The organism is Rhizobium sp. BK379, from assembly GCF_014193955.1.
In the GTDB taxonomy this organism is placed as follows: domain Bacteria; phylum Pseudomonadota; class Alphaproteobacteria; order Rhizobiales; family Rhizobiaceae; genus Rhizobium.
Genome location: NZ_JACIAD010000007.1, coordinates 35,860 through 50,477, shown reverse-complemented (window position 1 = coordinate 50,477; position 14,618 = coordinate 35,860). Strand labels below are relative to the sequence as shown.

Below are 14,618 nucleotides of genomic sequence, written 5' to 3'. Positions count from 1 at the left end.
CATGACAAAATGGAAATCGCTGAAACGACTATCACTGTTGCTTGCCGCGACCACTTTTGCTGCAAGCGCCTGGGCAGATGAAGTCGTCGTCTATCACACCTGGTCCAAACCCTCAGAGATTGCGGCGCTCACCGTTCTCAGGGAGGCGTGGGCCAAGGACGGCCACCAGTGGAAAGATCTGTCTATAGCCCATGACTCCGGGGCCAACGTAAGCCTGATGAACATGATTACCGGCGGCAATCCGCCTGCGATCTTCATGAACTCCGATCCCGGCATCTATCGGGATCTGAACAAGCAGGGCCTCGGCGTGCCGCTCACCAAGCTGTTCGACAGCATCGGCGCAACGAAGAACTTCCCGCCCTCGGTTCTCAAGAACATCACTGTCGACGGCGAGATCATGAAGGCTCCCGCAACGGTGCATATCGACGGCATGGTTTACTACAACAAACATGTCGCTGAAGCGGCCGGCGTCGACCCGAAATCCTGGAAGTCGCTCGACGATCTCTTTGCAGCCTTCGACAAGGTCAAGGCCGCCGGCTACATCCCGATCGCCCAGGGCGGCGACCAGTTCCAGAAGGCTTATCTGCTGCAGGCATTGATCGCTTCGGAAGAAGGCCCCGATATCTACAATCGCTTCTACGGTGAGAAGCCCGACCGCACCGTGATCGATACGCCGGAGATGCGGGCCGCTCTTAAACGCTTCCGCCAGATTGCCGACCACACGGATCCGGGCTCACCCAATCGCCAATGGAACGACACGACCAATCTGGTCATCACCGGAAAGGCCCTGCTGCAGATCCATGGTGACTGGATGAAGGGCGAGTTCATGGCCGCGCAAAAGAAGCTCGGCGAGGATTTCGACTGCATCAACATTCCGGGAACCAAGGCTGTCGTCGTCACCGTCGATTCCTGGGGCTTCCTCAACACCAACAATGCCGATACCGCAAAAGCCCAGGAAGACTTTGCCAAGCTCGATGTCGATCCGAAGCTCAATGCCGATTTCGTACTGAAGAAGGGTGCAAGCCCCGTTCGTACCGACGCCGATACGACGAACCTCGATGCCTGCAACAAGCTCGTTCTGGAAACGCTGAAAGATCCGACGAAGCAGGTTTCCAACCCCTTCAATATGGCCGACGCCGACTGGTATCGCACCATCTGGCAGGAAGCCGATAAATACTGGAGCGATCCGAAGCGGACGGATGACGAGTTCGTTCAGGCGATGCAGGACGCCTACGACCAGATTTTCTGAGATCGACAGACGAAAGAACCCGGCAGGTGACTGCCGGGTTAGCTTAAATCCTTGCCGTTAAGGCAAAACAGTCCATTTAGACTGATTCAGTATGCAGCCTCTTGATGGCCTGCAGCTGAATGCAATCCGGCGCCATTTCCATGACCTCGATCTGCGTGCCATCGGGATCCTCGATCCAGGCACCGCGATTGCCATCGATACCGATTTTGGTCGGCCTTGGCTGGCTGGGCTGAATACCGACTTTTGCAAGCTCTTCGAACGTCTTGTCGATATTTTCGACGGTGAGGCAGATATGGAAGATGCCGATAGTGTCAGGGGCGGTTTCCGGCCGCCTTACGCCCTTTGGGAAAAGCTCCAAATACTGATCGTCGTTGATGCGCAGATACACGATCCACGCTTCGCCCTGATCGTTCAGCAGACGCGTCATCTCGCGAAAGCCGAGTTTCTGGTAAAAGGCCAGCGACTTATCCAGGTCGTTGACGCGCAAGGCGATATGGCCGAGATGCTTGAAAAGGTCCATGGCTCAGGCCCGTCCGTTGATGCGGCGAATAGCGGCCGTCTGCATGGCGTCTGTGCCAAGCTGCATCAGTTCGATGCGGTTGCCCTCGGGATCGGCGATCCAGGCCTGGTAGTTGTTGTCGACGCCGAGCTTCTTTTCGGCCGTCAACACAACGCCACGGCTGGTGATGTCGGCGATCGCCTCGTCGATGTTTTCGACCTCGAGGCACAGATGGTTATAGCCGACATTGGCAAATGGCGGTGCGCCGTCGCCAACACCCTCCGGAAACAGTTCGATGAATTGCGTGTCGGTGATCCTGAGGTAGACGATCCACAGGCGGCCGTCACGCTCGAGACGGAACATTTCGTCGAAGCCCAGCTTGTTGACATAGAAGTCGAGCGAGCTGTCGATGTTCTTCACACTGACGGCCACATGTCCGATCGATTTCACACTTTTCATTGCATCCTCCTCCGTATTTCCGTTTCACAGCGCACGCTGGCGCAGCCACCTGCCGAACCTCCTGATCCGGCATTTCTCGGAACGTCGTGCCGAGGATAAATCGACGTGACGTTTCTTATTTGAACTGATATAAGTTCATTTAAGAATTTATCGGCATTCACGTGTCGGAGTCAATCGAAAGGAGCCGCGATTGCGTGAACTCCACGCATTGCTTATGGAAGGCTAAGCATTGCCCCGATGGGCCTGGCAGGATTTTCATGACCGACATTAGCGAAGACGCCGCGCAGAAATATCGCATCCCCGTCATCGAGCAGATGGTGGAGGTGTTTGCGCTCCTCGAGCGCACGCCGGAAGGCGCTACGATCCGCGACGTTGTGAAGGCCGTGAAGCTGTCGCGCACCACGGTCTACCGCATGCTGAACACGCTGAGCGCCTACGATTTCGTGCACCGTTCACCGGCGGGAAGCTATACGCTCGGGCGGCGCCTGCTCACCCTTGCTGCCCATGTCGCCCCGACCGTTGCGAGCTACGATCTCTTGGCGATCGCGCAACCGCATCTGAACAAGATCTCGGAACTCCTGGGTGAAGGCAGCAAGCTGACGGTACCATCCGGCGACAATATTCTGGTCGTCGCCTCGGCGCAGGGACATGGCCAATATGCTCTGTCGGCGACGGCTGGCCAGCGCCTGCCGTTTCATGCGGGCGCGGCCGGCAAGATCCTGCTCGCCTTTTCACTGCAGGAGGATATTGAGCGTCGCCTGACCAAGCTCGAGCGCTTCACCAGCCAGACGATTACGGACCCCAGACAGATGCTTGACGAGCTTGCGCTGATCCGGAAGCAGAACTGGGCGCGGGACATGGGGGAGCAGATGTCCGGCGTTCACGCGATCGCAGCCCCCGTCCGGGATCATCAGGATACGGTCATTGCAGCCGTCAGCGTTCCCTTCGTCACAGGCGTCGACGAAAAGCGCATAGCGGACATCAGACAGGCGGTGATCGCGGCAGCACAATCAATCACCAACGACATTCGCTCCGCGATGCCTCACATGGCTTCGGAAGAACTGGCCGACGAGAAGCCAGCACCAAAGCGCGCAAATCAAAAGACGGCAACAAGGCCGAAGCAGCGATAGACATCCAGCCGTCTGAACTCTCCTCTCCTCGACGGACGATGCATTCTCGCATCGCCCGGCCGGCGGGAGAGAGTTCTAACTGAAACTGCCTTCCTTCAGATGCTTCGGAATCGGATCCGGACGACCGCAGCTGCTGCGGATGGCGACCGGCCGTTTGGATTGTGCAGATCGTTCAAAGGCGGTCATCACCTCAAGGGCATGAAAAGCGAGTTCCGACGAGACGCGGTGCGGCCTGCCGGAGCGCAGTGAATCCACCATCTCGGCTGCACCAAGTCCTCTCAGGCCGAGATGACCAGGAACGCCTTCGACGTAGGGATGATCGACCGCCACCTCCTCCCAGGCCTCATCGCCTTCGGTGAAGATCTCGACCTTGCCCGTGAAGTTGTTCGGGTCCGGCGTTACCATCGAGCCCTTGGAACCATAGATCTCGATCTGGTTGTGCTTGTGCTTGATGACGTCAAAGCTCGTGGCGATCGTCACCGTCGCACCGCTATGGAACTCCATGACACCGGTCAGATGCGTCGGCGTCAGCACCTTGATCGTCTCGCCGAAACGTGGCTGCGTCTTTACGGTCCGCTCAATGCGGGTGACCTTGGCAGCGCCAAAGACTTCGCGAACCGGTCCGAGAAGGGCGATGAGATTGGTGACATAATAGGGGCCGACATCGAGCATCGGCCCGCCGCCGCGACCGTAGAAGAATGCCGGATTGGGATGCCAATGCTCGTGACCCGGCAGAAGCAGCATGGCGGTTGCGGAAATCGCCGTGCCGATGCGGCCTTCGTCGTAGAGACGCCGCGTCAGCTGATGGCCGCCGCCCAGAAACGTATCGGGTGCGCAGCCAAGCCGCAGATCGCCGGCACGAGCGAGCGCCATCAATTCCTCGGCTTCTTCCATCGAAACCCCGAGCGGCTTTTCGGAGTATAAGTGTTTGCCGGCAAGCAGCGCCTTCTTGCTGATGGAATAATGCGCAGTCGGGGTGGTGAGGTTGATAATGAGGCCGATTTCGGGGTCGGCAAGCATTGAATCGAGCGACACCGACTGCACCCCGAACTGTTCGGCAAGCTTGCGCGCCGGTTCCTGGTAGAGGTCGTAGATCGATTTCACGCGAATGAAATCGAACATATGCAGCGTCGCGACATAAGTGGCGCTAATATTCCCGGCACCGACAATGCCGACTTTCATAGGGGTGTTCCCGCTCATTTTGGTTCCTCAGGCGATGATGATGTCGAGTTCGGCAGCGCAGTCGCGCAGGTAGCGGATGCCGCGCTTCATTTCGGAATCGAATTCCGGCGTGGCTTCCCGGAAATGGGTCCAGTGCGACGCGCCGGGCGCATCCTCGAGCTCCAGGGTTATCGGTCCCGAATAGCCTATTGTGCGCAGGGCCGCGAAAATCGCCTTCCAGTCGATCTTGCCCCGACCGGGGCGCCAGTGGGCATTTGTGTGCCCCTCATTGTCGGAGAAATGTGTGTTGTAGATCCGGTCTCCAAGCTGCAGCACCACGTAATGCGGCATGTCGCCCGCCGGAAAGAGGTGGCTTGGATCGAAATTGAGTCCGAGATTGGGTGCGCCCGTGCGCTCGATCAATCGCAGCATTCCCTGACCCGAGCTTACCCAGCGATAGGGGTGCGGTTCGATGGCGACACGCAGCCCGGCATCCGCGGCAAGGCCGCAAGCGGCGGCGAAGCCTTCCACGACGACCTCATATTCCTCAGCCCAATCCCATTCGGGCCTGACGACGGCGGACCATTCCTGCGCAGTGGGCCGCTGCAGGATCGGCCGGATATCCGATTGGAAAGGATAAGGCGTCATGCTTGTCATGATCGGCGTGCCGATCTTTGCCGCCAGCTCGACGCCGCGTTTGTAGGCATCGAGGTCCGCACGGGAGACCGGCGCGCCATCGTCGCGTGAAAATGGCAGATTGTAGAAGAAGTTGGTCAGCGTCAGCCCTTCGCCATCGGCGATCGACCTGAGCTCGCGGATCGTCTCGTCGGTGTAATAACCGAGCATCTCGACGGACCATGCCGTCAGCTCGAAACCTTTGCAGCCGGTGGCAGCCAGCCGGCGCAGAGGCGCCGCATAGGGCGGGTTCCAGTTAAACGTCCAAATTGGCGAGCCGAAAAAAAGCGCTTGAGCACCCACGCCGTCCTCCCATCATTTCGCAGCGTATTTTCTCGCCCTCTGGAGCGCTCCTCCGCTTCAAAAGGCAATTCGTAACGTTACGAATGCATGGCGTGGCTTATTGTGTCAACGGCATTCCCTCTGGATTTCTATTTCCCTTGCGACAACGCCAGCCGAATTCGTAACGTTACGAACGACTTGACCTGCGAAGAATTTCCGGGGGATTTTTAGCGAAGGTTGAATTCGCTGCGGCGTTCGACAAAACTGGCACGGACGATCTCAATCAGGCCGGATGCAGCCTCGCCCTGCATCGACCTGTAGAGAAGATCGCTCAGGCGCTGTCCGATGAGGAAATTCGGGAAATAATAGGTACTGAGCGACGGGTTGTAGAAGTCGTGAAGCCGACTGCCCGAATAGGTCAGTATGGAAAAATCCTCGCCGACCTTTCGCCCGAGATCGGCGAGACCGGAAACGAAGCCAAGGGCCGCCTCGTCGCTTGCCACGAAGGCGCTGGTGACATCAGGGTATTTGGCAAGCGCATCCACGGCAATCTTCTTGCCGCTGTCAGGGGTGGTTGCGGTGAAGAACATCCGCTCGTCGGGAACGGTTTGGTTCCGGCGATTGAACTCAGCCGTCCAGCCCTTGATGAATTGCAGACTGTAGGTGAACTGGCTGGAAGGCGCGACAAGCAGCGGTGCCTTGTGTCCTGCGTCGAGCAAACGCGCCGCAGCCGCCGCGCCGATCTCCTCGTGGTCTATGTCGATACTTGGATGTTTGCTCAGCAGTTCAGTGCGCCCGAAGGTGACGAAGGGCATGCCGACCTCCAGCAGATATTTCACCCGATCGTCCTGGGGTCTCGTATGGGTGAGAATGACGCCATCGACCGTCCCTTCCTCGACGAGATCCCGCACCGTTGTCAGCGGATCGTCTGCCTGAAACTGTGGGACAACGGTCGTGCGGTAGCCCAGGCGTTTCATCGCGCCGCAAAAACCTTCGATCAACGAAGCGACGACGATATTCATCTCGCCCTCCCGCTGGAACGGCATGATGACACCGACAGCATGTGTCTTGCCCGTTTTCAGGTTTATGCCGCCGAGGTTCGGTCGATAACCGAGATCGGATGCGGCTTTCTTGACGAGGTCAATCGTCTCCCGGTTGACCTCGGGCCCGTCCTTCAAAGCGCGGCTGACAGTCGTGACGGAGAGGCCCACCGATTTCGCCACGGTACGCAGGGTCACCCGCTGCGCAGCCCGGCGGGACGCCGCCAATTTTGCCTGATCCGCCACGCATTTCCTCCAATTTACAGCCGATATCCTTGCGGAAGCATGGCAATCTCTAGCCTATCATGGGAGGTTCGTCCAAAGGGGGCGACCGAATCCGAGGCTGGCATCAGCGAATCTTCGATGCCATCGATCGCTGACAACAATAGCTTCGGCTGGCCATGCGGCCGTCGTTCGCATAATAAGCAGATAACTATTTAGTTATTTCCCAACCTCCGAGGTATTCATCATGAAATTCTACAGGCTTCCGCAAACCGACCTTGACGTGTCGAGCATCATCCTTGGAATGATGCGGATCCCAAACATGAGCAACGGCGAAATTCAGCAGCTCGTTGGGGCGGCCCGGGACGCCGGCGTGATGTTTTTCGATCATGCTGACATCTATGGAGGCACGCCGCATCGCTGCGAGGCTCGCTTTGGCGAGGCAATTTCACTTGATGCGGCCGAACGGGAAAAGCTTGTCATCCAGAGCAAGGTCGGCATCCGCAAGGGATTTTTCGATTTCTCCGCCGAGCATATTCTGGCCTCCGTGGATCAATCGCTCGCGGCGCTGAAGACCGACTATCTGGACGTGCTTCTGCTGCATCGTCCTGATACGCTCGTCGAGCCCGAGGAAGTTGCCGCAGCCTTCGACACGCTCAAATCTTCGGGCAAGGTACGCCATTTCGGCGTTTCCAACCACACGCCTGGCCAGGTCGACCTTCTTAAAACTGCGGTGACGCAGCCACTCATCGTCAACCAGGTACAGCTCAGCATCACGCACGCGCCATTGATCGCATCAGGCGTCGCAGCCAACATGGCCGGCCTTGACCAGTCAGTCGATCGCGACAACGGTCTCCTCGACTATTCCCGCATCAATGGCATGATGCTGCAGGCGTGGTCGCCATTCCAGAAGGGCTTTTTCGACGGCGTATTCCTCGGCGACCGCGAAGACTTTGCCGATTTGAACGATGTCATCGACGAACTCGCCAAGGCTTACGGCGTCACCCCGACAGGTATTGCCGTTGCCTGGATCACCCGCCATCCGGCAAAAATCCAGGTCGTCCTTGGCACCACGAAACCGGAACGTGTCGTCGAAGCCGCAGCCGGCTCTTCTGTCTCGCTCACCCGCCAGGAATGGTATCGGCTGTTTACGGCCGCAGGACACACTTTGCCCTGACCTGCCTCGAAGATGCTGTCGTCCGTCAATCGGACGGCAGCTACGAACGCAGGCTTTGTTGGGGGAGTTCGTCCACCAATTCGTAGCCATTGCGCAGCGCCGGCGCGCCCGTCATGATGCATGATCTTCGGCATGAACGGACGGCTATGCACATCTTTCTCGTTCGACACGGCGAATCTCTTGGCAACATCAGTGAGAGCGCCTACCGGCAGTTCGGCGATCATAATGTTCCGCTGACGGAATGGGGTTATCGGCAGGCGCTGGCAGCGGGGCGCAGGATCGCTGACCGTCTGGCTGCGCTGCCCGTTGCTGCGCGGAAGGCAACCATCTGGCATTCGCCATATCTGCGGACGCGCCAGACGAAGGACGCAATCATAGAGGCCTCGCCTGCTAGCGCCATCGGCGGTGTGCATGAGGACTACCTGCTGCGGGAACAGGATTTCGGCTTGTTCACCGAGATTTATGACCGGGCCGAGCAGCGGCGCAAGTTTCCAGAAGAATTTGAGAAATGGGCGCGGCTTCGCAACAACAGCGGCAAATTCTACGCCCGTCCGCCGGATGGCGAGAGCCGGGCGGACGTTGCCCAGCGGGTGCGGCTGTTTCTGCAAACTGTTATGCATGACATCGGAAGCGGCAACGACACCGTGATCATCGTCGGCCACGGTGTCACCAATCGTGCCTTCGAGATGAATTTTCTGCATCACAGCGTCGAATGGTTCGAGCGCTCCGATAATCCGGGCAATGCCGATGTGACACTGATCGAAGGCACGCATGCGGAAGGCTATCGCTCCACGCTTCTGCACAAGGCCGACGACCGCGATCCATCCGCGGCGACGGAATTGCGCGGCGCCTATGGTTCGGAGCTGACGATTGCGCCGAAGACCCGCATTTGATCTCCATAAGCTGGGAAATTTGACCTTCAGAAGAGAATAAGCGTCCGTCCGATCCGGACTATTTCAATGCGGCATCACCGCGTTTACACGACAAGTATCGGCTTGTTGTATCCTTGGCAGCGCGCTAACGTATACAAAATCAAACGAGCCTCTAAAATCACATGTCCTCCAATTCCGATCGGGTAGATACAGCCCATCGCACCCTTCGTCAGGCCATCATCGAGCAGGCGCTGAAAGCAGGCACCAAGCTTCCTGAAGACGAGATCGGCCGGCATTTTTCGATGAGCCGCACGCTGGTGCGCACCGTGCTGGCCAAGCTGCAAGCCCAGGGACTGGTCGACACCTACCATAAGCGCACTGCCACTGTGGCCCAACCGAGCCTCGATGAGGCCCGCGACGCCTTCGCCGTCCGACGCGCGCTCGAGCGGGAGGTGATGAAGGCGGTTATAAAGCGCTGGAACCCTGCAATCGAAAAGCTGCTGCGAGAGCATGTGCAGGAAGAGGAAGCCGCTCACGCCAGAGGAGATGTGCGGCTTTCGACCCGTCTTGCGGGCGAATTCCATCTGAAGCTTGCCGAGTTGTCAGGGAATGCCCTGCTCGAGCGCTACCTCTCCGAGCTCGTCTCCCGCTGCTCGCTGATCCTTGCCATGTACAGCCGGCCGCATTCCAGCGAATGCGCTATCAGTGAACATTCCGGTCTCATCGGCGCATTGAAGAAGGGCGACCTGCCCGCAGCGGAACAGCTGATGGACGAACATCTGTCGTCCGTCGAAAGCCGCGCCTTGATCGAAGACGATCTTGCCGTGGAAGCTGACATCGGTTCGATTCTCTCGCGATTTTCCAACCGCGCAGCCGGCTGAGCTGCCGACTTTTCAATCACGTATACAATATTATGATCATTATGTAGACGCGATCTGGTTGCCTATCTTCCAGATCAGTAGCTGCACTTTGCAGTGAGTATGGCCTCGTCGTCATTTTTCTTGCAATGAATTCCTATGCTTAGTCCTTTGTGATTTCGGCGTCGCCGCTTGCGATACGTCTTGGCATCCATATTGCATACTTGATTTTCAAGATCATGTAGCCTGGATTTTGCTCATGCCGCATACTGCGTCATCATCATCGGAATACCGTCTGGAGCTCCGAGGCATTGGTAAAACCTATCCGGGCGTCATTGCCAATGATGGGATCGATCTCCGCGTCAATCCTGGTGAGATCCACGCGATCGTTGGTGAGAATGGTGCCGGCAAGTCGACGCTAATGAAGATCATCTATGGGATGGTCCATGCCGACTCCGGCGACATGCTGTGGGATGGGCGGGAGGTGAGCATCACCTCACCTGCCGACGCGCAGAGACTCGGCATCGGGATGGTGTTCCAGCATTTTGCGCTCTTCGATACGCTGACGGTCGCAGAAAACATCGCTCTCGCTCTGCCGGGCAAACAGAATATCGAAATACTGTCCGGCAGGATTGCCGATGTCGCGACCCACTACGGCCTCCCGGTCGAGCCTGGCAGGCATATCTACACCATGTCCGTCGGCGAGCGACAACGCGTCGAGATCATCCGCGCGCTGCTGCAGGATCCGCGCCTGCTGATCCTCGACGAACCCACCTCCGTCCTGACGCCGCAAGCGGTCGAGAAGCTCTTCATAACGCTCCGGCAGATCGCGGAAGAGGGCTGCAGCATCCTCTACATCAGCCACAAGCTGAATGAGATCAGGGATCTCTGCCATAAAGCGACGATCCTGCGGGGCGGCCGCGTCACCGGTGTGTGCGATCCATCGCTGGAAAGCCCGGCCTCGATGGCCCGCCTTATGATCGGCACGGACCTTGCCGATTATCGCCAGCGCACGCGGAGCGTTGCCGGTGCCGTCAGGCTTGCCGTAAACGGTCTTGATCTGCCGACTGCCGATCCATTCGGCACGATACTATCCAGTATTACGCTTTCGGTGCGGGGTGGAGAGATCCTCGGGATTGCCGGGGTCTCCGGTAATGGCCAACAGGAATTGCTGGCCGCACTCTCCGGCGAAACCCGTCTTGCAAGAAGGGACGCCATTATCATCGACGGCGCTACGGCGGGACATCTCGATCCGGCCGGACGGCGCAAACTCGGCCTTTGCTCGGTCCCCGAGGATCGGCTGCGGCAGGGATCTGTTCCCTCATTGCCGCTGTCGGAGAATGTGCTGCTCACCGCCAATAGCGGCGGCGCCGTCGAGGCCGGCCTTATCCGTTTCGAGCGCATCCTCGACTTTGCCGAACGCTGCATCAGGGCCTTTGACGTCCGCTGCCCTGGACCGGCAGCGCCTGCCGGCAGTCTGTCGGGCGGCAACCTGCAGAAATTCATCATCGGACGCGAAATCCTCCAGGAGCCAGGCGTGCTCATCGTCTCGCAACCGACCTGGGGCGTCGATGTCGGTGCGGCGCTCGTCATCCGCCAGGCGTTGCTCGACTTGCGTGAGCGTGGCGCCGCAATCGTCGTCATCTCGGAAGAGTTGGATGAGCTCTTCGACATTGCCGATCACATCGCCGTCATCGCCGGAGGCCGACTGACAGAGGCAACGGCGATCGCAGACGCCAATCGCAACGATATAGGCCTCGCCATGTCCGGCAGCAGGATGGAAAAGGAGATGGCCGATGCGCTTTGAGCGACGCCCTAAGCCCTCCACGCTGATGATTTTCCTGTCGCCGGTGATCTCGCTTGTTCTGACCGCAAGTGTCGCGATGGTCATCTTTGCCTCGGCCGGCCTCGAACCGCTTGGCGCGCTCGTCACCTTTCTGACGGCGCCGCTCGCCGATCTCTATGGTGTCGGCGAATTGCTGATCAAGGCAGCACCACTGGTGCTGATCGGCATCGGTCTTGCGATCGGTTTCCGTGCCGGCATCTGGAATGTCGGCGCCGAGGGACAGCTGACCGCAGGCGTCATCTTCGGCGGCTATGTTGCCCTGCATTTCGGCCCGGATGGTGGCCTCTCGGTGCTGCCGGCTATGGTCGTTTCCGGAGCAATCGGCGGCATGATCTGGGCGGCCATCCCCGCGTTTCTGCGTGTTCGCTTCAATGCGTCCGAGATCCTTACCAGCCTCATGTTGAACTATGTCGCCGGGCTCTGGCTGACCTGGCTGATCTTCGGCCCCTGGCGCGACCCGGCCGGTTTCAATTTCCCGCAGTCCGAGCCGTTAGCGCCGGCTGCCCTCTTTCCGATTCTCGTTGAAGGCACGCGCATGAATGCCAGCATCATCTTCGCGCTGATCGCCGTTGTCATGGGATGGATCCTCATGAAGCGCAGCTTCATCGGGTTCCAGCTGAAGGTCACCGGCCTGTCTGCGGGGGCAGCGCGTTACGCCGGCTTCAGCGTGACGCGCGCGGTCTGGATCGGCATGCTGGTCAGCGGCGCAGTTGCCGGCATGGCGGGTGTCGGCGAGATTGCCGGGCCTTTGGCGCAGATCTTTCCCAATGCCTCACCCGGCTACGGCTATGCGGCGATCATCGTCGCCTATCTCGGCCGATTGAACCCGCTCGGCATCCTCTTGTCAGGACTGTTGATGGCGCTGCTCTATCTCGCTGGCGATCTCGCCCAGATGTCGCTCGGCATGCCCTCCTCCATCACCGGCCTGTTGCAGAGCACACTGCTCTTCTTCCTGCTGACGGCCGATGTCCTCGTCCACCACCGTATCCGCTTCAAGACATCCGGCAGAAAGGGCGTCACCGCATGATGAGCCAGATTCTTCCCATTCTGATTGCCACACTGATCGCCGGCACGCCGCTCGTCTATGCAGCCCTTGGAGAGCTGGTCACCGAGCGCTCCGGTGTGCTCAACATGGGCGTCGAGGGCATGATGGTGGTCGGCGCGGTCATCGCCTTCATCACCATGCAGACGACGGGTGAGCTCTGGCTCGCCGTGATGACAGCGATGCTTGCCGCCATGCTTTTGGCGTTCATGTTCTCGGTGCTGGTCGTCAGCTTTCGCGCCCATCAGGTGGCGGTCGGTCTGGCGATGACCATTTTCGGAACCAGCTTCGGCTCTTTCATCGGCAAGAGCTATGTCGGCATGGCGATTGTCATGGAGCCGTCGACGCTTTCTGCGCTCGCATCCAAAATCCCGCTACTTGGCATCGTCCTCGGACAGTTGCACCCGCTGGTCTGGCTTTCCTGGGCACTGTTTGCCGGTGTCTGGTTCTTTCTCTACCGCACCCGGTACGGCCTCATCGTCCGGGCAGTCGGTGAGGCGCCCTCCTCGGCCCATGCCATCGGCTATCCGGTAGTGCTGATCCGCTATCTCTGCACACTGTTCGGTGGCGCGATGGCCGGGGTCGCAGGCGCCTATATCTCGATCGTCTATACGTCGCTCTGGACAGAGGGGCTGATTGCCGGACGCGGCTGGATTGCAGTCGCGCTGGTAGTCTTCGCCACATGGCGTCCAGGCCGATGCTTTCTCGGCGCCTATCTTTTCGGCGGCGCGACGATCGCGCAGCTCTTTGCCCAGAGCGCCGGCATCGGCCTGCCCTCGGAACTGATGTCCGCCCTGCCCTACCTCGTCACGATCCTCGTGCTGGTGCTGATCTCACGCAACGCGACGCTGATGCGTCTCAACGTCCCCGCTTCCCTTGGACAGCCCTTCGTCGCCGGAGGCTGAACCTCGATGCCGCATACAAACACAACAAGAGAGGAACTGAAGATGAAATTCCAATCCAGACGCGATTTCCTGAAGACGGCAGCAGCCGGATCTCTGATCGCAGCAACCGGTGTCCGCCCGCTTCTCGCCGCCGATGAAGTGCTAAAAGTCGGTGTCATTCACATGGGTCCGATTTCCGACACCGGCTGGGAATATTTCCAGGCCAATGCCTGGCGCGCCCTGGAAAGTGCCTTCCCGGGCAAGGTAAAGGTCACCGCCCTCGAGAATATCGCCCAGATCCAGGACTGCGAGCGGCTGTTCCGCCAGTTGTCGACCCAGGGCCATAAGCTGATCTTCGGTACCACCTTCTCGCAATATGCCTCGCTGAAGAAGCTCGCGCCGACGATGCCGAACTCGCATTTCGAATGCTGCGCCGGCATTGCCGCCGGCACCAATCTTGGCGTCTTCGAAGCCCGCGAATATGAAGGCGCCTATGTGACCGGCATTGCCGCCGGCCGTATGACGAAGTCCAATGTACTCGGCTGGGTCGGCGCTTTCCCAGTGCCACAGGTCATTTACAGCATCAATGCCTTCCTTCTCGGGGCACGCAGCGTCAATCCCGATGTCGTCGTCAAGGTCGTCTGGGCCAATGCCTGGGTCGATCCGGCCAAGGAAAAGGATGCTGTCGCCGCGCTCGTCGCTCAAGGCGCCGACGTTCTCTCGGGTAGTCCCAACACGCCGGTTCAGGGCCTTGCCGCCGAGGAGAAGGGCGTCTGGTCAATTGGCAATACCGGCGATTTCTCTCGCTACGTGAAGAAGAAACAGCTTGTTTCCTATGAACTCGACTGGAGCTCGGCCCATATCAATGCTGCCAAGGCTATCATGGAGGGCAACTGGAAGCCGGAAAGTACCTGGCTTGGGCTTGGCGAAGGCGGCTACGTCAAGATGACGACGAGCAGCCCGGAACTGCCTGAAACCGTCGCCAAGGAAATGAAGGTGGCCGAGGATGCCATCGTTGCCGGCAAGCTGAAAGTCTTTGCGGGCGAGATCAAGGACCAGAGCGGCAAGGTGAAGGTCGCCTCCGGTCAGGAACTCTCCGAGAATGACATCAAGGGCATGACATGGCTGATCGACGGCGTGCAGGGTACGCTGCCGCAGAACTGATCATCCATTGCCAAAAAGTGGCCGGCCACCGCACAAACGGAGGCCGGACCAGAATTGAC

At 59.0% G+C, this 14,618-nt stretch carries 14 protein-coding genes; 9 read left to right on the top strand and 5 right to left on the bottom strand.

The window, feature by feature from the left end; translation table 11 throughout:
• Window position 1 precedes the first annotated feature (1 nt).
• A complete protein-coding gene (locus FHT93_RS26380; protein WP_183850226.1) occupies window positions 2–1,249 on the top strand; it encodes an ABC transporter substrate-binding protein in 1,248 nt (415 codons plus the stop codon).
• A gap of 76 nt (window positions 1,250–1,325) precedes the next feature.
• On the opposite strand, the gene FHT93_RS26375 is transcribed toward FHT93_RS26380, so the two are convergent.
• Together FHT93_RS26375 and FHT93_RS26370 are read right to left on the bottom strand one after the other, a co-directional pair.
• Window positions 1,326–1,769 carry a VOC family protein gene (locus tag FHT93_RS26375; RefSeq protein ID WP_112545441.1) on the bottom strand — a complete coding sequence of 148 codons (444 nt, stop codon included), beginning with the start codon at window positions 1,767–1,769 and terminating at the stop codon, window positions 1,326–1,328.
• Between the two features lie 3 nt (window positions 1,770–1,772).
• A complete protein-coding gene (locus FHT93_RS26370) occupies window positions 1,773–2,207 on the bottom strand; it encodes a VOC family protein (protein WP_112545442.1) in 435 nt (144 codons plus the stop codon).
• Between the two features lie 257 nt (window positions 2,208–2,464).
• Between FHT93_RS26370 and FHT93_RS26365 the strand changes: the two genes are divergently transcribed.
• A complete protein-coding gene (locus FHT93_RS26365) occupies window positions 2,465–3,337 on the top strand; it encodes an IclR family transcriptional regulator (RefSeq protein ID WP_183850224.1) in 873 nt (290 codons plus the stop codon).
• 75 nt (window positions 3,338–3,412) lie between these two features.
• Here FHT93_RS26365 and FHT93_RS26360 read toward each other — a convergent pair whose 3' ends face one another.
• The 3 genes from FHT93_RS26360 to FHT93_RS26350 form a co-directional block, all read right to left on the bottom strand.
• On the bottom strand, window positions 3,413–4,537 hold the full coding sequence (locus tag FHT93_RS26360; RefSeq protein WP_183850222.1) for a Gfo/Idh/MocA family oxidoreductase: 1,125 nt from the start codon (window positions 4,535–4,537) through the stop codon (window positions 3,413–3,415).
• Between the two features lie 9 nt (window positions 4,538–4,546).
• Window positions 4,547–5,476 carry a sugar phosphate isomerase/epimerase family protein gene (locus FHT93_RS26355; RefSeq protein WP_183850220.1) on the bottom strand — a complete coding sequence of 310 codons (930 nt, stop codon included), beginning with the start codon at window positions 5,474–5,476 and terminating at the stop codon, window positions 4,547–4,549.
• A gap of 206 nt (window positions 5,477–5,682) precedes the next feature.
• Complete coding sequence (locus FHT93_RS26350; RefSeq protein ID WP_112545446.1) at window positions 5,683–6,741, bottom strand: substrate-binding domain-containing protein; 1,059 nt, start codon at window positions 6,739–6,741, stop codon at window positions 5,683–5,685.
• A 223-nt stretch (window positions 6,742–6,964) separates the two neighbouring features.
• Here FHT93_RS26350 and FHT93_RS26345 point away from each other — a divergent pair, with 223 nt between their 5' ends.
• From FHT93_RS26345 to FHT93_RS26315, 7 genes are all read left to right on the top strand, one after another.
• Window positions 6,965–7,894: an aldo/keto reductase gene (locus FHT93_RS26345; protein WP_183850219.1), complete on the top strand. Its 930-nt coding sequence runs from the start codon at window positions 6,965–6,967 to the stop codon at window positions 7,892–7,894.
• A 146-nt stretch (window positions 7,895–8,040) separates the two neighbouring features.
• On the top strand, window positions 8,041–8,787 hold the full coding sequence (locus FHT93_RS26340) for a phosphoglycerate mutase family protein (RefSeq protein WP_113014644.1): 747 nt from the start codon (window positions 8,041–8,043) through the stop codon (window positions 8,785–8,787).
• Between the two features lie 161 nt (window positions 8,788–8,948).
• A complete protein-coding gene (locus tag FHT93_RS26335) occupies window positions 8,949–9,647 on the top strand; it encodes a GntR family transcriptional regulator (protein WP_112545448.1) in 699 nt (232 codons plus the stop codon).
• A gap of 235 nt (window positions 9,648–9,882) precedes the next feature.
• Window positions 9,883–11,430: an ABC transporter ATP-binding protein gene (locus FHT93_RS26330; protein WP_183850217.1), complete on the top strand. Its 1,548-nt coding sequence runs from the start codon at window positions 9,883–9,885 to the stop codon at window positions 11,428–11,430.
• Complete coding sequence (locus FHT93_RS26325; RefSeq protein WP_183850215.1) at window positions 11,420–12,496, top strand: ABC transporter permease; 1,077 nt, start codon at window positions 11,420–11,422, stop codon at window positions 12,494–12,496. The genes FHT93_RS26330 and FHT93_RS26325 overlap by 11 nt, the downstream gene beginning before the upstream one ends.
• The gene (locus tag FHT93_RS26320; protein ID WP_348649808.1) at window positions 12,493–13,416 is read left to right on the top strand and encodes an ABC transporter permease; all 924 of its coding nucleotides are present in this window, start codon (window positions 12,493–12,495) and stop codon (window positions 13,414–13,416) included. Before FHT93_RS26325 ends, FHT93_RS26320 begins: the two co-directional genes overlap by 4 nt.
• 42 nt (window positions 13,417–13,458) lie before the next feature.
• Window positions 13,459–14,559 carry a BMP family ABC transporter substrate-binding protein gene (locus FHT93_RS26315; RefSeq protein WP_183850213.1) on the top strand — a complete coding sequence of 367 codons (1,101 nt, stop codon included), beginning with the start codon at window positions 13,459–13,461 and terminating at the stop codon, window positions 14,557–14,559.
• Window positions 14,560–14,618: the final 59 nt, after the last annotated feature.